This window comes from Rhizobium aureum, assembly GCF_030182495.1.
Taxonomy (GTDB): domain Bacteria; phylum Pseudomonadota; class Alphaproteobacteria; order Rhizobiales; family Rhizobiaceae; genus Rhizobium; species Rhizobium tropici_C.
Map to the genome: position 1 here is coordinate 383,019 of NZ_JAQJCI010000003.1, position 19,865 is coordinate 402,883.

Sequence of the window (19,865 nt, forward strand, 5' to 3'; positions counted from 1 at the left end):
GGGAAGAATGGGCCTTCGCTCGCGCTCAGGACGCTCGGAGCCGTCGCTCCTCGCCCCCCTCATCCGACGCTTCGCGCCACCTTCTCCCCGAGGGGGAGAAGGGGAGACCGGATAATGACCAAATTCCCTCCCACCACCACCGTCCCCGAAACTGCCCGTCGCAACGGCTTGGTGCGGTCCGGTTCCCGTATCGTTCCCGAGGAAGTGCCGATCGCTTTTTCCTATGGCGGCACGTCGCATGCGGTCATGATGGGGACGCCCGCCGATATCGAGGATTTTGCCGTCGGTTTCAGCCTGACAGAGGGCATCATCACCGATGTGAGTGAGATTGCTGCGATCGAGCCGATCGAAGACGAGCAAGGGATCGACGTGCAGATCATTCTCGTCGACGATGCCGCGGATGCGCTGCGGCTGCGTCGGCGTCATATGGCTGGCCCTGTCGGCTGTGGCCTCTGCGGCATTGAATCGATCGAGCAGGCCGTGCGCAAGGTGCCGGATGTCTCGAAAGTTGCTTTGAAGCTGACGCAGAAGGATATCGTCCGCGCGGTCGCGCTTCTGAACGACGCCCAGCCGCTGCATCGCGAGACTCACGCCGTGCATGGCGCTGGCTTCTATACCCCGTCCGAGGGTCTGCTTGCCGTGCGCGAGGATGTTGGCCGGCACAATGCGCTCGACAAGCTTTGCGGTGCGGTCATCCGGTCTGGTCATAAGGGCGCGGATGGTGTGGTCGCTGTCACCAGCCGGCTATCGGTCGAGATGGTGCAGAAGGCAGCAATCCTGGGCAGCTCCGTGCTTGTCGCCATCTCCGCCCCGACGGCGCTTGCCATCCGCACGGCCGACGAAGCCGGCATGACGCTGGTGGCGCTGGTGCGCGGCGACGATTTCGAGATTTTCACCCATCCGCATCGCATCATCACAGGGAGCATCGCCGATGTCGCCTGAGGAAACGCCGCACGGCAAGACCGAAACCAAGCTCATCTATATGGCAAACCAGATCGCCACCTTCTTCAAGACACAGCCGGCGGGCGAGGCGGTGCAGGGTGTGGCGACGCACATCAACAAGTTCTGGGAGCCGCGCATGCGGAGACAGCTGTTCGCGATCATCGACCATGGCGACAGTGGGCTGAACCCGCTGGTGCTTGAGGCGGCTTCGTTGATCCACAGGCCGCCACCCGTTGAGGATATCAAGTCGGCTTAGTATCCAAGTGACAAGATGAAGGGATGGAGAGGGAGAATCCACCCGCACGTGTAATTCCCGTCAAGGGAAGAGGTGCTGTCTTTTGGCCAAGGAGGAGTTGTTCATGACGGCTGCTGATACGAATATTTCCGAGCGCACGGTGACGGCCGGTCTGCTCGACCGTGAGCGAATCATCGCCAAGCCGGGCTTCAACCGATGGCTCGTACCGCCGGCGGCACTGGCAATCCATCTCTGCATCGGCATGGCCTATGGCTTCAGCGTCTTCTGGCTGCCGCTCTCCAAGGCGCTCGGTGCTTCGGCTCCGCCATCGGCCGAATGCGCAAATCTCAATCTTCTGACCGCCCTGTTTACGACGAGCTGCGATTGGCGCGTCAGCGACCTTGGCTGGATCTATACGCTGTTCTTCGTGCTGCTCGGCTCCTCCGCAGCCATCTGGGGCGGCTGGCTGGAACGGGCCGGGCCGCGTAAGGCCGGCGTCGTTGCTGCCTGCTGCTGGTGCGGCGGCATCCTGATTGCGGCGATCGGCGTCATCTTCCACCAGCTCTGGATCATGTGGATTGGGGCTGGCGTCATCGGCGGTATCGGGCTCGGCCTCGGCTATATCTCGCCGGTGTCGACGCTGATCAAATGGTTTCCGGATCGGCGCGGCATGGCGACCGGCATGGCGATCATGGGCTTCGGCGGCGGCGCGATGATCGGGGCGCCGCTTGCGAGCCTGCTGATGAACCACTTCCGAACGGATGGCGCTGTCGGCGTCTGGCAGACTTTCATCGTCATGGCCGCGATCTATTTCGTCTTCATGCTGGGCGGTGCCTTTGGCTATCGTCTGCCGCCGGCCGGATGGCGTCCCGAGGGCTGGAAAGCCCCTGCCGCCAAGAGCTCGATGATTACCACGAAGCATGTGCATCTTCGCGATGCGCACAAAACCCTGCAGTTCTGGCTGATCTGGGCGGTTCTTTGCCTCAACGTCTCGGCCGGTATCGGCGTCATCGGCATGGCCTCGCCCATGCTGCAGGAGATTTTCGGCGGTGCTTTGATCGGCCTGCCGGATGTGAAATTCGCCGATCTCAGCAAGGATCAGGTCGCCACCGTCGCTGCCATAGCCGCCGGCTTTGCCGGGCTGCTGTCCCTCTTCAATATCGGCGGCCGCTTCTTTTGGGCATCGCTCTCCGACAAGATCGGTCGCAAGAACACCTACTATTGCTTCTTCGTCATCGGCATTGCGCTCTATGTCCTGGCTCCCTGGGCCGCCGGTATCCATAGCAAGGTGCTGTTCGTGGGCGCGCTCTGCATCATCCTGTCGATGTATGGCGGCGGTTTCGCTACCGTTCCCGCCTATCTCGCCGATATTTTCGGGACTCAGTTCGTGGGCGCCATCCATGGCCGGTTGCTGACGGCCTGGGCAACGGCGGGGATCATCGGTCCTGTCGTGGTCAACTATATCCGCGAGGCACAGAAGGCGGCCGGCGTCGAAGGCGCCCAGCTCTATACCTTCACCATGTATATCCTCGCCGGCATGCTGGCTCTGGGGCTGATCGCCAATTCGCTGGTGAGACCGCTTGCCGACAAGTGGTTCATGTCGGACGCAGAGGTGGCGGCGTTGCAGGCAAAGACCGCTGCCGCCAATGCAGGCCCCACTGGCTCCTTCGGCATCGGCACCGGTGGCTTCGACGGCAAGGCACTGATCGCCTGGGCGATCGTCGGTATTCCGCTGCTCTGGGGCGTATGGGTGACGATCAGGAGCACTTACGCGCTGTTCGGCTAAGCGACCCTTCGGAAAATGACGAAGCCGCCCCGAAAGGCCGGAGCGGCTTCAAAAAAATCGACCTGCGAAGTTAGGCGGCGAGTTCGTCCGTTTCGTTTTCCTTGAACATCTTGGCGAGGTTCAGGAAGCAGATCATTCCGTTCTCTGTGGCGATGATGCCTTCGCAATAGGCGCGATCGAAAGATGCCGTGACTTCCGGCACCGGCTGTACCTGGCTGGAGGCGATCGTCAGGATGTCGGAGACGCGGTCTACCAGCATACCGATGACCATGTTGTGCACTTCGGCGACGACAATGGCGCTACGCTCATTAGCGACCGTGCTCTGCATGCCGAGCTTATAGGCGAGATCGATGATCGGGATTACCGAACCGCGCAGGTTCATGACGCCGATAACATCTGCCGGCGCATGCGGGATCGGAGTCGACGGTGCCCAACCGCGAATTTCGCGGATCGTGGTGGTCTTGACGCAGAATTCCTGATCATGCAGCCGGAAGGCAATGATCTCCAGAGTTTCGCCGCTGAAGCTGGTGGAATTGATCGTGGCCATGAACGTTCTTCCCGTTGAACTCTGACGCCGAATGCGGCGCGTTATTGGCACGATAGAGCAAGAAGATTGCTCAAACCTAAATCTATACAAGCGGTTTCGACTGGACAGGCTGGCAAAGAACGTAGCTATAGCGAAGAAGGGGCTCACTCCTTTCTCATCCTGAGCCCGTCGAAGGACGAGGGTGGCCCCAGATAGGAATGCTCGCCCGCCAGCAATCCACCACCGATTCCTCTGCCAGCCGGACAGTGCCTCAGGCGGCTCGTGTCGGGCGGTCGAAGATGCGGCGGCCGAAGAGGCTTGCGGCCATTTCCACCAGGACGCGGGCGCTCTTGCCGCGATCGTCGAGGAAGGGGTTGAGTTCGACGAGGTCGAGCGATGAGACGAGATTGCTGTCGGAGAGCATCTCCATGATGAGATGCGCCTCGCGATAGGTGGCGCCGCCTGGCACCGTTGTGCCCACACCCGGTGCGATATCCGGATCGAGGAAATCGACATCGAAGCTGACATGCAGCAGGCCGTTGGCGGCGCTGACGGTATCGAGCACCTTGCGCATGATGGCGGCGACACCCTGCTCGTCGAGCGAACGCATGTCGAAGACGTTGACGCCGTGTTCGCGGATTTCCTCGCGCTCGTGCGGATCGACGGAGCGGATGCCGACCTGGAAGACCCTGCTCGGGTCGACCAATGGCCGGCCGGCCGGCAGAACGCCCTCTATCTCGGCTTCACCGCAGAAAAATGCGACGGGCATGCCGTGAATATTGCCTGATGGCGAGGTGGCCGGCGAATTGAAATCGGAGTGAGCATCGAGCCAGAGCACGAAGAGCGGGCGACCAACCTCCGCTGCATGACGCGCCATGCCGGAGACGCTGCCCATGGACAGGCTGTGATCGCCGCCCAGGATCAGCGGAAAGCCGCCCGATGACGCAACATCATAGACCTTTGCTTCCAACGCTCGGGTGAAAGCGCCGACGATCTTCAGATTATGGGCCTGTGGATGCTCCGGGAGGTCCGCTGCCGGAACAGGATGCAGGTCGCCGCTGTCGGTGACGCGATGGCCAAGCTCGAACAGCGTGGTTTCGATGCCGGCGATGCGGAGCGCCGTCGGACCCATACCGGCGCCGCGGCGGCCGGAACCTTCCTCCAGGGGAACGCCGATCAAGGTAACGGGAGTGGATTGCGTATTCATCGGCATTGCTCCGAAGGTTAGAGCGTTTCCGGAAAAGCCAGCAGCGGCTTTGCCCGGGACGGCATGAAAACAAAGAGATAGTTCAGCTCGGAGAGTCCCTGACGAGCCGAACCGGTCTGAATTATGGTGGCGTGCATTATCAATTGTCTGGATGACAGCAAAAAGATGGAAAATTGTCCAAAATCAACTGGGTTTCGACAGATTGATCAGTCCGATTGCACAGAATGACCAGCATATGGACGATCTGAATGCGATCTCGGCTCCTTCGATGAGATGCTACGCCGGATCAGGCTCCTCAACGGCATCAACAGATGCCGCGCGATCCCTCAATATTCATGCTCGTAGACGACACCGGCTTCTCCGGCGCCGTCCGATCCTGCCGCGCCGCGCAGCTTCACGCCGCGTCCGACGTTGAAATTGATGATGGCCTTGGTGTTGTTGGAGGCGCCCTGCTGCAGTTCGATATAGGTGCGCTTGTTGATATATTTGCCGGCGCCCACCTGCGCCTGGCCGTTCGCATCGGTCGAGATATCGAGATCGTCGACGCCGAGATGGCTGCGCAACCCCTCGAACAGCGATGAGGAGCGTCCGCCGGCGAGCTGGCTTGCGGCATCGGCAAGCTGGGCGATCTGCATGGCCGATAGTTTCGACATGGACTGGCCGAAGATCAGCTGCGCCAGCACCTCGTCCTGCGGCAGCGCCGGCGAGGAGGAAAAGCTGATTTGCGGATCGGTCGCGAGACCGGTGACATCGACGGTGATGGTGGTTGAGCTTACCGTCGAGGTCGCCTCCATGTTGAGCGCGGGAGTCAGGTCACCGCCGAAGGTGATCTTGCTGGTATCCGTGAAGTCCAGCCGGCGGCTGAGGACGGTCAGACGACCGCGCCGCATGGTGAAGCCGCCGGATACCACAGGCTCCGCTGCCGTGCCGCGCACGGTGATGCTGCCGCCGAGTTCGGCGTCGATGCCGCGGCCGCGCACGAAGATCTGCGAGGGTGCATCGAGTTGCAGGTCGATGCCGAGGGTGGTCGATTTGCTGCGCGGTCCCTCCGGCTTCTGATCCTTGAACTGAGCGTTGACCGCAGCCGGGGCATTCTTGTGCTTGATGTTGATCTCGGAGAGCGATGCCGGCAGCTTTTCAGGCACCGTGATCGACGCCTTGTTGATCCTCAGATTGCCCGTCAGCATCGGTGCGGTCAGCAGCGGACCCTTGACGCCGAGCGTGCCATTGATGGTCGCGGCCACCAGCGTCCCGTCGACATAGGTCGCGTTGTTGAACTTCATCTGGATATCGGCCGGGAAACCGCTATCCGGGGCAATCCCGACCGTGCCGCTGCCTGAAATGCTGCCGCCGCTCGTCAGGTTGCCGCTGAGCCGCGAGATAACGGCCTGCTTGCCGTCGAGGCTCACTGTGACAGCAAGGCCGTTGAGGGTCAGGTTCCGGCGGACATCGACCAGCTTGGCACCGTCGGCGGTAATCGTGCCGGTGATGGCCGGTGCTGCCGTCGTGCCGCCGATCTGCATGTCGATCTTCGCCGTTCCCGTCATGACCAGGCCCTGGGCGGCGAGCTGGCCGGCAAGTGCATCGAAAGGCACATTGCCGGAAAACTTCAGCGCCATCGCCTTGCTGCCGGCAATGGCGACAGTGCCGCCGCCGTTGAGTGCGAGGCCGCTCTGGCCGGTCAGGTTGGTATTGATGGTCACGACATTGTCGGCGAATTTGCCGTCCGCCTTGATGCCGAGTGCGGCGAGGCCGGCGGATTTCGTCTGGCTCGTCGCCGCGCCCGACCAGTTTGTCTGGAACACGACGGCAGGCGAGGTCGCCTTGCCGGTGACCGCCACCGTGCCGGAAATGACACCTTCTGCCGCAAGGGTAGGCGCGAAGACATTGGCAAGGCTCGCCGGCAGGTTGGCGATCTTGGCATTGATGTTCAGTGTCTGACCGGCGGTGCCGTCGACGGTCACCGAGCCGCCGCCCGTCTGAAGGGCCAGGCCGTTCAGCGATGCGATCCCATCCTTGATGACGATCTTGGTCGGCGATGCCAGCTTCACCGGTATGGTGCGCGGGGCGCCGGCAAAGGAGTCGAGGTTCACCGTCGTCTGGTCGCCAGACGTCTCGACGCTGCCACGCGTCGTCAGCGGCGCGCTGTCGTATGTGGATTTCAGATCAAAGTCCGTGCGGCTGCCCTGCTGAGTGAAGGTCAGGCCGAGACCGGTGATGCGGTTGGCGCCGGAGGCTATGGTATCCGCCCGGATGCTGCCATTGGCGGAGAAGGCCTTGAGGTCGTCGACGGTGAGCACGACAGCCGGCTTGGCGATGACGAGATCGTCACGCCGGATGCCATTGCCGCTGGCGTTGATCTTCAGGCCGGTCTTTCCATGGGCGCTGGCGATATCGAGCGAGCCCTTGAGATCACCCTCGGCCTTCTGTCCGGCGAGGGCTGCAAGGAGGCTCAGATCCGGCAGATCGAATGTCAGCGCGCCTGACGGTTCGAAGCTCGGCGACAGATCCAGCTTGCCTTGCAGCCTGTTCGTACCGATCTCGGCCGATAACGATGGGATGCTGGTGCGGCCGTCCTTTGAAACGGCGTCGGCGGCGATACGGATCGGCTTGCCGTCGATAGCCCCATTTGCCTGGATGTTTGCCTGTGGGGCCTTGGGATCGGCGGTGCCGGTCACGCCGATATCAAGCGTATCGAGCAGCCGTCCCGCCAGTTTCACGTTGACGGCCTTGACGGTCGCGTCAATGCCGAGAGCGGTCACCGGTCCCTTGGCTTTGAGGCCGAAATCGGCCTGTCCTTCGGCGTTTGGAATGAGCTTGGAAAGGTCGAGCAGCTTGCCCGACAGATCCGAGGTCAGCGACTGGTCGTTGAGCGCGAGATTGCCGTTGATCTCGGCAACATTGGATTTCACCGCAAGGTTGGAGAGCGTCATCTTGGTCGGCACCGTGCCGGCGACCTGGCCCTCCAGCGAAATCGTGCCCTCGAACTTGTCCGAGACGCCGTCGGGCAGCACGCCGGGCAGGGCGAAGAGCTTGAAATTGCCCGTCAGCGCCTTCGAAGACAGCGTATATTTGCCGTTGACGGTGCCGCCGATGCTGGCGCTTTCCAACGTCGTATTGTTGAAGCCGATCGTGTCGGGCGAGAGCTGCAGAGGCGCGGTCAGCGCGATCGGCGCCCGGATCAGACGGTTGAGATCGGCGCTGAGGAAGGCGGTCTGGCCGACGACCAGGCGGAGCTGCAGCGGGCCGGACATGGAGGCCAGATTGAAAGCGTCGCTTCTGGCGCTGAGATTGACCTGACCGATCTGCCCCTGCGGCGTGCTGGCGCTGTCGAGAGCCGCCTTCGCATCGATCTTCACCGACTGCGCCGCGCCCGTCAGCGCGATATCGACGCGGGAAATCAGCGCGCGCACTTCGCCGTCTTCCATCGGCCAGCGGAAGTCGACGGGGCCGGAAGTGCCGAGCAGATTGGCATTGAGGCTGTTGTTGCCGTTGGGATCCAGCGTGCCGGATGCGGCAAGCACCACGCTGCCGGTGGCAAGATTGCCGGTCTGGATATCGATCTTGCCCTTGCCGTCGAAGGTTGCCGAGAGATCGATGGTGGTCTGTCCGGCAAAGAGCGGCCGCATGGTCGGCGGGAGCAGCGAGTCGACGTCGCCGCCACCCTTGACGTCGATATGATGCAGGCCGTCGGCCGAGAGGCTGTGATGGCCGTTGATGGCGACCGTCGGCTTGCCGTCCAGCGCTGCCTGCAGCTTGCCGGCCCAGTTGGAGAGGGGGCCATCGCCCGAAAGATCAATGTTGATCGCCGGGCCGCCCGGCAGATGCAGGAGGCCCGCCAGCATGCCGTCGCGCGGCTCGGAGATCTGCGTCTTCAGCTTCAGCTGGTTGTCCGCCGGCGCAAAGGCGATATCGGCGGAAAGCTTGGCATCGGGCACATCATGGCGGCTGGCATTCAGCATGAGACCCATGCTGTTGCTGTTTGCCTTGACGCTGCCATCGGCGGCCAGAACGAAATCCTGTCCGGCGACTGCCTGGCCAACGCGAAGATCGGGCAGCGCGATTGCGTCGATATTGACGGCGATCGGCAGCGAAAACCCGCTGCTGCCTGCCGTTTGCGTTTCCTGCGCGGGGGCTGCCGTCGAAACCGGCAGACGCTGGAAATCAACGACATCGGCGGCGATACGATCGGCGTGGAACGTGCCTGTCAGCAAGGACAGCGGGGACCAATCCACGGCAAGGTTCTGGACCTTAGCATAAACGCCTTTCGTGTCTGCCACCGTAATGGCACCAACCCTCAGGTTTCCGTCGAGCAGCCCGGAAGGCGCTGCGATGGTAATGGTGCGGTCGGGTGTCGAGGCGAGCTTTGCCACCTGGTCGACGGCATAGGTCGTTGCGGAGGGGACGAGGCCGACGATGAGCACAGCCGCGATCACGAGCAAAAGGATCGCCACGACCGCGTAAGCGATCCAGCGTACCAATCTCCCGAGGATTCGAATCAATATGCTCATGAAAGCGACAGTAACCTCAATTTTGTAACCGTGTGCTGAAACGTCCGCGACAACTATACGGCTTGTCAGAAGGCCTGACCGATGCCGGCATAGATGCCATAAGATGTGCCATTGTCATATTTCTTCAATGGAACGGCGACATCGAGTCTGATCGGACCGAAGGGCGTAGCGTAGCGCAGGCCGACGCCAGCGCCAATGCGCAGATCGGAAAAGTCCGGGAAGGCGGTGTCGGTAACGCTTCCCATGTCGACAAAGGGTACGACGCCGATCGTATCGGTGATCTTCACGCGGGCTTCGAAGGAGGCGGTCACATAGGAGCGTCCGCCCGTTTCGTCACCATTGGAATTATAGGGTGAGATCTCCTGATAGCCGTAGCCGCGCACCGAGCCGCCGCCGCCGGCATAGAAGCGCCGTGTGGCCGGAATATCCTCGATATTGTTCGCGCCCAGCAGCGAGCCGGCCGCAAGCTTGCCGGCAAAGACGACGTTGTCGTTGGCGCCGATGCCCTTGTAGCCGGTGATGGAACCCTCGAACGAGCTGAAGATCGTGCCGCCCATCGCTTCATAGCTCGGCTTGGCGCCGACAGACGCGCGATAACCCTCCGTCGGGTCCAGCTTGTTGTCGCGCGTGTCGCGTACATATTCGAGCGGGATCGCGACCGTCAGATAATTGTGTTTTCCGAAGGCGTCGGTGGTATCCGATTCATAGGAGATCTCGCCGCCGGCGGAGACGGTATCCTGATCGTTGATTTCATAAGCAAGGCTGCCGCTTGCCGTCGCCGTATTGGCGTCGTAGGCGTCCGGATGCAGGCTCTGCAGCTTGAGGCCGGCCGTGAAGGTCGCCGAAGGATAGAAGGTGGCGGGTCTGACATAGGTGATGCCGGCCGTGTAATCGAACTGGCCCACATCGGTCGTCTCGCCGATGCGGGAGATGGAGCCCTCGATGCGCAGCGAATCCGCGCGGCCGGTCAGGTTGCGGTGTCCCCAATAGCCCTGCAGGCCGAAACCGTCGATGGTGGAATATTGTGCGCCAACGCCGAAGAAGCGCTGCTTGCCTTCCGAGACTTCAATAGTCGTCGGGATGCTGCCATCCGGCGCGAGCTTGTCTGCCTCGCGAATGGTGACGCTGGAAAAGACGCCGAGTTTTCTCAAACGGTCCGACGCCTTCTTCAATTCGTCGGGAGAGTAAGGCTTGCCTTCATTGATGCGGGCGTAGCGCTTGATGAAATCCGGGTCGACCGATTTCTGGCCGGTAACGCCGACATTGCCGAAGGGAGCGACGGGGCCGCTTTCGACCTTCAGCGATACGTCGACGGTGTCGGTCGCATGGTCGGCGATGACGTCGCGCTTGTCGAGTCTGGCGAGCGGATGTCCCTCGTTCTTGAAATCGGCGACCATCTTGTCGCCGGCCTTCAGGATCGTCAGAGAGCCTGCATCGCCGCCGCGCACGAGCCCGTAATTCGCCGGGTCCAGCCTGGCGGCGTCGCCCTGAAGGCTTACTCTGCCGAGTTTGAAGACCGGGCCCGGATCGATGGCGATGGTCACCGCGACCGGCTTGGCGCGGCTGAAGGTCGGCGTCGGTGGCAGTGCATCGAGCGGGGTGCCGTTGATGGTGATGGTAACCACGCCGCCGTAGCGAGCCTTTTCATAGAGGACGGCGATCAGCCGGTCGCGATCGTCACGCGCCTTTACGACGACGCCGAGATCGCCGGATACGGGCTTCTTCTCGTCGGCAATCAGCATCGAACTGTCGTTCAACGCGTCCTTCAGATCCTTGTCGAGATTGTCGGCCTTGAAATCGACCGTGTAGCGAACGGGATCGGAAACCTGGTCCGCCGTTTCGTCCTCTCCCCAGAGCTTTATCCCAAAGAGTTTAAATGCAAAGGCATTTCCGGCACATATTGGACCGAGCGCAAGCACTGCCGCAACCGCTGCCACGGTTCCTGCCCGCCGATACGCAATACTCTTCCTCGGTTCAGTTCTTTTATGCATACGCCGCTTTACGGTTACATGAGAACTTACTCAGTTTGACGTTTCCCGGGAGTTAACGCGCGGCCACCATAGAGGCAAAAATCTCTCAGGTGTACCTTTTTGAAGTAAAAACGTGGAAAATATGCCCATTATTTGGGTGAAACGCTGATGTTTCCGCCAGATTTCCATATATTCGAGCGGTCTGAAAAATAGTTTCCAAGGGGTGTCCCGGCCATGTGGCAGGCGGGTTTGGGGTCGGTGTCACAACCTTTTATCGGCAGGAATCAAAAAGTCCCGGACTTGCGGTCCGGGACTTTCGAAAACGCCGTACTGGGATCGATCAGTAGCCGCCGTAACCGCCGCCGTAGCCACCGCGATAGCCGCCGCGCGGGCAATCGTCGATGTAGCGGCGACCATAGCGGTCGCGGTAGTAGCACTGGCCGGGTTGCTCCTGGACGCTGCCGATAACGGCGCCGGAGACGCCGCCGATGGCCGCGCCGACCGCCGCACCGCGGACGTTGCCGGTGACTGCGCCGCCGATGATGGCGCCGGATGCTGCACCGATGCCTGCGCCCTGTTCGGTCGGCGTGCAGCTTGCGATAGACAAGCCGACCAATGCGAGCATAAGAACTTTCTTCATTGACTCTCTCCAACGTTAGTTAAGCCGAACCCCGGCCAACGTCGTCCCATTCTTCAGCTCCACCACGATGGGCTGTCTTTCAGTCCTGCAATGATGAAAAATATCGTGCAAAATATGATTGTCCATTGGCTGCCAATAGTTTTTTTGTTGCCGAACATAGGCCGCTTCGTATCCGGAGAATAAAACGACGGCGCGAAGCAGAAAATCCGCGACTGCTCTAAAGTAGAGGTTGATTGGACTGCAAAAAAGTCAAATGATGCCGCTTGCCTCTGGAGGAGAGGCGAGGAGGAAAATATGGCAAAGGTGACTTTGACGGTGAACGGCCGTTCGGTCAGCGGCGAGTGCGAGGATCGTACGCTGCTTGTCCATTTCATCAGGGAAAAACTCGGCCTGACCGGAACCCATGTCGGCTGCGATACCAGTCAGTGCGGCGCCTGTGTCATCCACATGGATGGCAAGTCGGTGAAGAGCTGTTCGATCCTGGCCGTTCAGGCTTCCGGCTCCAAGATCACAACCATCGAGGGTCTGGCCGCCAATGGCGAGCTGCACCCGGTCCAGGCCGCCTTCAAGGAGCATCATGGCCTGCAATGCGGCTTCTGCACCCCGGGCATGGTGATGGCATCGGTCGACATGATCAATCGTCACGGCGGCAAGCTGGACGAAAAGACCGTTCGCAGCGAACTCGAGGGCAATATCTGTCGATGCACCGGCTATCACAACATCGTCAAGGCGGTGCTTGCAGCCAATGCCGAGATGAATGCCGCCAAGCAGGCGGCTGAATAGAGTTTCACCGAGACCGTCTGGCAGAGCGCCGATGATCGTCGTCTTGGCGTGATGCCAGGCCCGCAACCCCGATGGGAGGATGTGATGGGCGTGGAAGGCATTGGTGCGCGCGTGGCGCGCAAGGAAGACAAGCGATTTCTGACGGGCAAGGGGCGCTACACCGACGACATGGTGACGCCGGGCATGAAATATGCCTATTTCGTCCGCAGCCCGCATGCGCATGCAAAGATCAAAAGCATCGATACGACCGCGGCTTTGGCCATGCCTGGCGTGATCGGCGTGTTCGACGGCAAGCAATTGCTTGATGATGGTATCGGCAACCTGATCTGTGGCTGGATGATCCATTCCAAGGACGGGTCGCCGATGAAGATGGGCGCCTGGCGTCCCCTGGCGGCCGATACGGTGCGCTATGTCGGCGACGCGGTTGCCATCGTCGTTGCCGACAGTCTCGGCGAGGCGCGCGATGCCGCGGAGGCCGTGGCGGTCGATTACGAGGAGCTGCCCGCCGTCGTCGAGGCGGTGGATGCGCTGAAAGCGGGCGCGCCGCAAATCCATCCGGAAGCGCCCGATAACCTGATCTTCGACTGGGAACTGGGCGATGCGGCGGCGACCGACAAGGCGATTGCCGAGGCAACCCATGTCACCGAGATCGAGATCCACAACAACCGGCTTTCGCCGAATGCCATGGAGCCGCGCGCCACGCTCGGCATCTACGATGCGGCCGAAGACCATTATACCTGCTACACGACGAGCCAGAACCCGCATGTGGCGCGGCTGGTCATGAGCGCCTTCTACAATGTCGCCCCCGAAAACAAGCTGCGTGTCATCGCGCCCGACGTCGGCGGCGGCTTCGGCTCGAAGATCTACATCTACCCGGAGGAAATCGTCTGCCTCTGGGCATCGAAGAAGACCGGCGTGCCGGTGAAATGGACGGCCGACCGCACGGAAGCTTTCCTGACCGACGCCCATGGCCGGGATCATGTCTCCAAGGTCAAGATGGCCTTCGATGCGCAGAACCGCATCACGGCGCTGAAGGTCGACACGATCGCCAATCTCGGCGCCTATATGTCGCTGTTCTCTTCGTGCGTGCCGACTTATCTTTATGCGACGCTGCTGTCAGGCCAGTATGCGATCCCGGCGATTCATGCCAATGTCCGCACGGTCTATACCAACACCGTGCCGGTCGATGCCTATCGCGGCGCGGGACGTCCGGAGGCGACCTATCTTCTGGAGCGTACGGTCGAAACGGCGGCGCGCGAACTCGGCGTCTCGCCGGCGGAATTGCGGCGGATCAATTTTGTCCGCACCTTCCCTCACCAGACGCCCGTCATCATGAACTACGATGCCGGCGACTACGAGGCCTCGCTCAATGCCGCCATGCAGCAGGCGGATTGGGATGGTTTTCCTTCGCGGAAGGCGAAGGCAGCCGCCCGCGGCATGAAGCGCGGCATCGGTATGAGCTGCTATATCGAGGCCTGCGGCCTTGCGCCGTCGCAGGCCGTCGGCGCGCTCGGTGCCGGCGTCGGCCTTTGGGAATCCGCCGAGGTGCGGGTGAACGCGGTCGGGACCATCGAAGTGCTCACGGGCTCGCACAGCCACGGGCAGGGACATGAGACCACCTTCGCGCAGCTCGTCGCCGACCGGCTCGGCGTGCCGATCGACAGCGTCTCCATCGTCCATGGCGATACCGACAAGGTGCAGATGGGCATGGGCACCTATGGCTCCCGCTCGGGCGCCGTCGGCATGTCCGCCGTCGTCAAGGCGCTCGACAAGGTGGAGGCGAAGGCGAAGAAGATCGCCGCGCATCTGATGGAGGCAGACGAAAGCGATATCGTCATCGAGAACGGCGAAGTGAAGGTGGCGGGCACCGACAAATCGCTGCCCTGGTTCCAGGTGGCGCTGGCGTCCTACACCGCGCATAACCTGCCCGCCGGCATGGAGCCGGGCCTGAAGGAAACCGCCTTCTACGATCCGGCGAACTTCACCTTCCCGGCCGGCTGCTACATCTGCGAGGTGGAGGTGGATCCGGAGACCGGCAAGACCGAGATCGTGCAGTTCGTCGCGGCCGACGACTTCGGCAACATCATCAATCCGATGATCGTCGAGGGGCAGGTGCATGGCGGCATCGCGCAGGGTATCGGCCAGGCGCTGCTGGAAGGCGTGCATTACGACGAGAGCGGCCAGCTTCTGACGGCAAGCTTCATGGACTACACCATGCCGCGCGCGGACGATCTGCCGTCCTTCCAGCTTTCGCACCAGAATACGCCGTGCCCGAACAATCCGCTGGGCGTGAAGGGATGCGGCGAGGCGGGCGCCATAGGCTCCCCGCCGGCGCTGATAAATGCCATCACCGATGCGATCGGCAACAACACGCTGACCATGCCGGCCACACCGCTCAAGGTGTGGGAAGCGGCACGGGCTGCTGGCTGAGAGGAGGACAGGACATGTACGCAACGAATTATCATCGCGCCTCCTCGGTCGACGAAGCCGTGAAGCTTCTGTCTGATGCCGACGAAGGCAAATACGTCTCCGGTGGCATGACGCTGATCGCGACCATGAAACAGCGTCTGGCATCGCCGAGCGATCTCGTCGATCTCAGGCATATCCCTTCGATCAAGGGAATCCGTGTCGATGGCCGCAGGGTCACGATCGGCGCGGCGACCACCCATGCGGAAGTTGCCTCTTCGGCAGCGATCCGCACGGTCTGTCCGGCGCTTTGCGATCTTGCCGGCATGATCGGCGATCCGCATGTCCGGCATATGGGCACGATCGGTGGGTCCATCGCCAACAATGATCCGGCCGCCGATTATCCGGCGGCTATGCTGGCGCTGAATGCCACCATCGTCACCGATCGCCGCCAGATCGCGGCCGACGACTTCTTTCGGGGCCTGTTCGAGACGGCGCTGGAAGGGGCGGAGCTTATCACCTCCATCGCCTTCGATGCGCCGGAGCGGGCAGGCTATGCCAAATTTCCCAATCCCGCCTCGCGCTATGCGTTGACGGGGGTCTTCGTCGCCAAGGGGGCAGGGGGCGTGCGCGTTGCCATTACCGGTGCCGGCGCGGACGGCGTGTTCCGCCATGCCGAACTGGAACAGGCGCTTGCGGTCCACTGGCTGCCGGACGCAGTTACCGGCGTGACAGTGGACCCATCGGCGCTGCTCTCCGACCTGCACGCCACGGCCGAATATCGCGCCAATCTGATCAAGGTCATGGCCAAGCGCGCCGTGGCTGCTGTCTAGATTCGCCATGAACAGGCCGGAGCGGCGGGGTTTACCCGCCGCTCCGGATAGAGTGTTTCCAGCACGGTTTCGATTGTCAATTTGACGTGAATGGTTATTCTTGTCTGGAATTATTCAAAATTAGTGGCCATTTGCCGCAGCGGGCGCGAAAGCAATGCGGAGGGGTTGACGTGTGAACCGGCATTCTCGAAAACGGTCGCACGGTACTGGAGCAGATGATGGATTTCGAAGCATTTTTTAAAGGCGAGCTGGAAGGTCTTCACAATGAAGGCCGCTACCGGGTCTTCGCAGATCTGGAACGCCGCCGTGGCAATTTCCCGCGCGCTGTCAGACATACCCCGAACGGCCCGCAGGAAGTGACCGTCTGGTGCTCCAACGACTATCTCGGCATGGGCCAACACCCCAAGGTGATTGAGGCGATGAAAGAAGCCATCGATCACTGTGGCGCGGGTGCGGGAGGCACCCGGAATATTTCTGGCACCAACCACTACCATGTTCTGCTCGAGCAGGAACTCGCCGATCTCCACGGCAAGGAATCCGCGCTGATCTTCACCTCGGGCTACATCTCCAATTGGGCGACACTCGGCACGCTTGGCGCACGCATTCCCGATCTCATCATCTTCTCGGATGCGCTGAACCACGCTTCAATGATCGAAGGCATTCGCTATGCGAAGTGCGACAAGGTCATCTGGAAGCATAACGATCTGCACGATCTCGAAGCCAAGTTGAAGGCTGCCGATCCCAAGGCGCCGAAGCTGATCGCCTTCGAGAGCGTCTATTCCATGGATGGCGATATCGCCCCCATCAGGGAAATCTGTGACCTCGCCGACAAGTATGGCGCGATGACCTATCTCGACGAAGTGCATGCCGTCGGCATGTACGGCCCGCGCGGCGGCGGTATTGCCGAGCGCGAGGGACTGATGGATCGCCTGACCGTCATCGAAGGCACGCTCGGCAAGGCATTCGGCGTCATGGGCGGTTACATCGCCGCTTCGACCGCACTCTGTGATTTCATCCGGTCGTTTGCCTCCGGCTTCATCTTCACGACCTCGCTGCCGCCGGCGCTGGCTGCGGGCGCCGTCGCCTCTATCCAGCATCTAAAGGTCAGCCAGTTCGAACGCATGCGCCATCAGGATCGCGTGCGCAGGCTGCGTGCACAACTCGATGCGGCCGGCATTCCGCATATGCCGAACCCGAGCCACGTGGTTCCGGTCATGGTCGGCGATGCCGCCAAGTGCAAGTGGATTTCGGATCTGCTGCTCGACGCCGGCGTCTATGTGCAGCCGATCAATTATCCCACCGTACCGAAGAAAACCGAGCGCTTGCGCATCACGCCGACGCCGCTGCATTCGGATGGCGATATCGAGCAGCTGGTCGGTGCGCTGCATGCGCTCTGGTCGCGCTGTGCGCTCGCAAGGGCCGTTGCGTAAGGAAAGCTTCCTCTCAGAGCCCAGGGGTTTCTGCCAGAAATTGGAACGGCGGATGAGCCAGGCGTGCTGTTAAGCTGCCATAAATTGTAAGCGACTACTTACGCGTTACGCAGCCTTTTCCCGCTGGGCGATGAGCACGGCGGCACGGCTGCGCGCCTCGGCGTCGGCGGCAAAGACGGCATCCATGGTCTCGGCGCTGCCGGTTGCGATCATCTCGTCCATGACAGCCTCGGCGATATCGGCCATTTCCAGGAAGCCGATGCGGCCATCGACGAAGGCGTGGAAGGCGATCTCTTCGGCCGCATTCATGATCGCGCCCTGGAGGCCGCCGCGTTCCAGTGCGGTGCGGGCAAGGCGAAGGGCCGGGAAACGAACCTCGTCCGGCGCCTCGAAATCCAGTCGGGCGAGCTTGGCGAAATCCAGCCGGTCGACGCTGAGCCTGGTGCGGGCCGGGTAAGCCAACGCATAGCCGATGGCGGTGCGCATGTCGGGACAGCCGAGCTGCGCCAGAATGGAGCCGTCCGTATAGCCGACCATCGAGTGAATGACGGATTGCGGGTGGACCACGACTTCGATCTGATCGGGCCGGACATTGAACAGGTGCTTGGCCTCGATCATCTCCAGCGCCTTGTTGAACATGGAGGCGCTGCCGATGGAGATCTTGAAACCCATCGACCAATTGGGATGGGCACGCGCGATCGCCGGCGTGACATTGGCCATCTGCTCGCGCGTCCAGGTGCGGAAGGGGCCACCGGACGCGGTGAGGATGATGCGTTCGACCGCGTGCTGTTGATCGTCCTCCAGTGCCTGGAAGATGGCGCTGTGTTCGCTGTCGACGGGGATCAGCCGGCCGCCGCCCTCGGCAACGGCGCGCACGAAGAGATCACCTGCCGAGACGAGACATTCCTTGTTGGCGAGCGCGATATCGCCGCCGCGGCGGGCAGCTGCCAGCGTCGGCGCAAGACCGGCGGTGCCGACGATCGCCGCCATGACCCAATCCGAGGGCATCGAAGCGGCTTCGATCAAGGCATTCTTGCCCGCGCCGACGACAATGCCTGTCCCGGCGAGCGCATCCTTCAGCTCCTGATAGCGCTCTTCATTGGCCGTCACCGCGAAAGCGGCGCCGCAGGCCTTGGCCTGCTCGGCCAGCAGGCCGATATTGTCATGCCCGGTGATCGCGGCGATATCGAAGGCGTCACGTCCGCCAAGCTGGGCGATGACGTCGAGCGTATTCTGGCCGATGGAGCCGGTCGAACCCAATATCGTCAGGCGGCGACGCGCCTTGCTGCCGGTATTCATTCAGGTATCCGCATTTGCTGCTGTTCCCCCAAGGCTCTACAGGGGATTGCGTGGAGCGGCAAGTCCGCAGCCATGCAACCGCTCCTCTGCCAGCACCCGCGAAAAGCGAGTGTGTGAATTAGTCATATTTTTTTCGATCTCCATTGAACCAAATGCAAACTGCCGCGTTTTCCGACCACCTGAATGCGGAGGACGATGAATGGTTTTCAAGGCGGCGACGTTTCATGGCATGGAGCTCTATCTGGAAAACGACCAGGCCAGGCGCTCGGCGCTGGAATCTGCGGTTGCCAACGCGCTCGCCGTTGCCGGCGGAATCGATGCTTCCGATGTCACCGTGATTGCGGCAGGCCAGGAAATCCGTCTGCACGGTTCGGTCGCGACTTCCCAGGAGGTGAAGCGGGCGACCGCGGTTGCGGAATCCATTCCCGGCGTGCGGCTGGTGAGGAACAGGATCGCTGTGGGGTGATATCTGGACTTTAAGTTCACGCTTACGCTGCGCCCTTATGGAGGCTCACGGCAGGGCGCGTTCAAATACAAATAGTCGTCAGATCGAAGAACAGCTTCGATACGGTTGGAAAATCCGATGCGTGGGTGCCTATATGGCGAAGCACGCCGCCCACTTTCTCTATAACGCGCTTCGAAGCGAGGTTATCGTCGTTGCAAACGATGCTGACTTTGGCAAAGCCAGCGTTCCTTGCTATTGGCAATAAAAGCCGAAGTGCTTGCGTTGCATATCCTCGACCTTGTTTCCAAGAAACGACCGAATAGCCCACATGACCCGGCACATGTAGGGGCAGTTCGGTCGTTCCGGCCAAATAGCGGAATGTGATGTAGCCGCAAAAGCCTCCATCCCAGATCCAGAACGGGCGGGAAACAAGGCATTGATGTTCCCGATTCGATATCGCTGTGGCGACGATTTCATTCGATATAGTACGGGCGAGGAAAGCTGATCTGTCTTTCCTGAGTATCGTCAGTTCAGTTTCGATAAACGACTTGTCATGCTGGCGCCGTGGATCGGGCGACCATCCGCGCATGAGCGCTCGTTCGAAACCCCGCAAATTGAGCAGGCTTGGCTCTACAAGGGTTAAATCACTTGTGCGCGCTGAACTCTGGTGTTTTCCCAATCTCGATCACGCGATCATCATTTAAGCTGAAAAATGGTGATCTCGACGCGATTCGAACGCGTGACCCTCAGATTAGGAATCTGATGCTCTATCCTGCTGAGCTACGAGACCACTCGGCATGATCCATACAAAAGCCAAGGCCCGAAGCCAAGCCTTTTTGCGTCGTGGAGACA

15 protein-coding genes and 1 tRNA gene are annotated in these 19,865 nt (G+C 61.3%); 8 read left to right on the forward strand and 8 right to left on the reverse strand.

Annotated elements, in window-relative coordinates:
- Positions 1–114 precede the first annotated feature (114 nt).
- From fdhD to PH552_RS10620, 3 genes are all read left to right on the forward strand, one after another.
- Entirely contained in the window at positions 115–942 is an 828-nt protein-coding gene (fdhD, locus tag PH552_RS10610) for a formate dehydrogenase accessory sulfurtransferase FdhD (protein ID WP_285165920.1), read from the forward strand.
- Positions 932–1,198 carry a formate dehydrogenase subunit delta gene (locus tag PH552_RS10615; RefSeq protein WP_113249125.1) on the forward strand — a complete coding sequence of 89 codons (267 nt, stop codon included), beginning with the start codon at positions 932–934 and terminating at the stop codon, positions 1,196–1,198. The genes fdhD and PH552_RS10615 overlap by 11 nt, the downstream gene beginning before the upstream one ends.
- Before the next feature lie 103 nt (positions 1,199–1,301).
- Entirely contained in the window at positions 1,302–2,963 is a 1,662-nt protein-coding gene (locus PH552_RS10620) for an OFA family MFS transporter (RefSeq protein ID WP_169645127.1), read from the forward strand.
- 70 nt (positions 2,964–3,033) lie between these two features.
- Here the strand turns inward: PH552_RS10620 and PH552_RS10625 are convergent, their stop codons facing one another.
- From PH552_RS10625 to PH552_RS10645, 5 genes are all read right to left on the reverse strand, one after another.
- The gene (locus PH552_RS10625) at positions 3,034–3,510 is read right to left on the reverse strand and encodes a chemotaxis protein CheW (RefSeq protein WP_069612887.1); all 477 of its coding nucleotides are present in this window, start codon (positions 3,508–3,510) and stop codon (positions 3,034–3,036) included.
- 250 nt (positions 3,511–3,760) lie between these two features.
- The gene (gene rocF / locus PH552_RS10630; RefSeq protein WP_112341712.1) at positions 3,761–4,696 is read right to left on the reverse strand and encodes an arginase; all 936 of its coding nucleotides are present in this window, start codon (positions 4,694–4,696) and stop codon (positions 3,761–3,763) included.
- 326 nt (positions 4,697–5,022) lie between these two features.
- Complete coding sequence (locus PH552_RS10635; protein ID WP_285165922.1) at positions 5,023–9,207, reverse strand: translocation/assembly module TamB domain-containing protein; 4,185 nt, start codon at positions 9,205–9,207, stop codon at positions 5,023–5,025.
- Between the two features lie 65 nt (positions 9,208–9,272).
- Positions 9,273–11,198, reverse strand: a complete 1,926-nt coding sequence (locus PH552_RS10640; protein ID WP_112341331.1) for an autotransporter assembly complex protein TamA — start codon at positions 11,196–11,198, stop codon at positions 9,273–9,275.
- 319 nt (positions 11,199–11,517) lie between these two features.
- Positions 11,518–11,817, reverse strand: a complete 300-nt coding sequence (locus PH552_RS10645; RefSeq protein ID WP_069612891.1) for a glycine zipper domain-containing protein — start codon at positions 11,815–11,817, stop codon at positions 11,518–11,520.
- A 294-nt stretch (positions 11,818–12,111) separates the two neighbouring features.
- Between PH552_RS10645 and PH552_RS10650 the strand changes: the two genes are divergently transcribed.
- The 4 genes from PH552_RS10650 (at position 12,112) to hemA (ending at position 17,269) form a co-directional block, all read left to right on the forward strand.
- Positions 12,112–12,600: a (2Fe-2S)-binding protein gene (locus PH552_RS10650; protein WP_112341330.1), complete on the forward strand. Its 489-nt coding sequence runs from the start codon at positions 12,112–12,114 to the stop codon at positions 12,598–12,600.
- A gap of 84 nt (positions 12,601–12,684) precedes the next feature.
- On the forward strand, positions 12,685–15,030 hold the full coding sequence (locus PH552_RS10655; RefSeq protein ID WP_112341329.1) for a xanthine dehydrogenase family protein molybdopterin-binding subunit: 2,346 nt from the start codon (positions 12,685–12,687) through the stop codon (positions 15,028–15,030).
- A gap of 14 nt (positions 15,031–15,044) precedes the next feature.
- Positions 15,045–15,839, forward strand: a complete 795-nt coding sequence (locus PH552_RS10660) for an FAD binding domain-containing protein (protein ID WP_112341328.1) — start codon at positions 15,045–15,047, stop codon at positions 15,837–15,839.
- 218 nt (positions 15,840–16,057) lie between these two features.
- Complete coding sequence (gene hemA, locus PH552_RS10665; protein WP_112341327.1) at positions 16,058–17,269, forward strand: 5-aminolevulinate synthase; 1,212 nt, start codon at positions 16,058–16,060, stop codon at positions 17,267–17,269.
- Between the two features lie 105 nt (positions 17,270–17,374).
- On the opposite strand, the gene dxr is transcribed toward hemA, so the two are convergent.
- Positions 17,375–18,568, reverse strand: coding sequence for a 1-deoxy-D-xylulose-5-phosphate reductoisomerase (gene dxr / locus PH552_RS10670; protein WP_112341326.1), 1,194 nt, complete (start codon positions 18,566–18,568; stop codon positions 17,375–17,377).
- Between the two features lie 199 nt (positions 18,569–18,767).
- Here dxr and PH552_RS10675 point away from each other — a divergent pair, with 199 nt between their 5' ends.
- Positions 18,768–19,034, forward strand: coding sequence for a BON domain-containing protein (locus tag PH552_RS10675; RefSeq protein ID WP_112341325.1), 267 nt, complete (start codon positions 18,768–18,770; stop codon positions 19,032–19,034).
- 61 nt (positions 19,035–19,095) lie between these two features.
- Here PH552_RS10675 and PH552_RS10680 read toward each other — a convergent pair whose 3' ends face one another.
- Together PH552_RS10680 and PH552_RS10685 are read right to left on the reverse strand one after the other, a co-directional pair.
- Positions 19,096–19,602 (reverse strand): GNAT family N-acetyltransferase, encoded by a 507-nt coding sequence (locus PH552_RS10680; RefSeq protein WP_285165924.1) that lies wholly within the window; start codon positions 19,600–19,602, stop codon positions 19,096–19,098.
- 124 nt (positions 19,603–19,726) lie between these two features.
- Positions 19,727–19,803 (reverse strand) — tRNA-Arg (locus PH552_RS10685).
- Between the last annotated feature and the right edge of the window lie 62 nt (positions 19,804–19,865).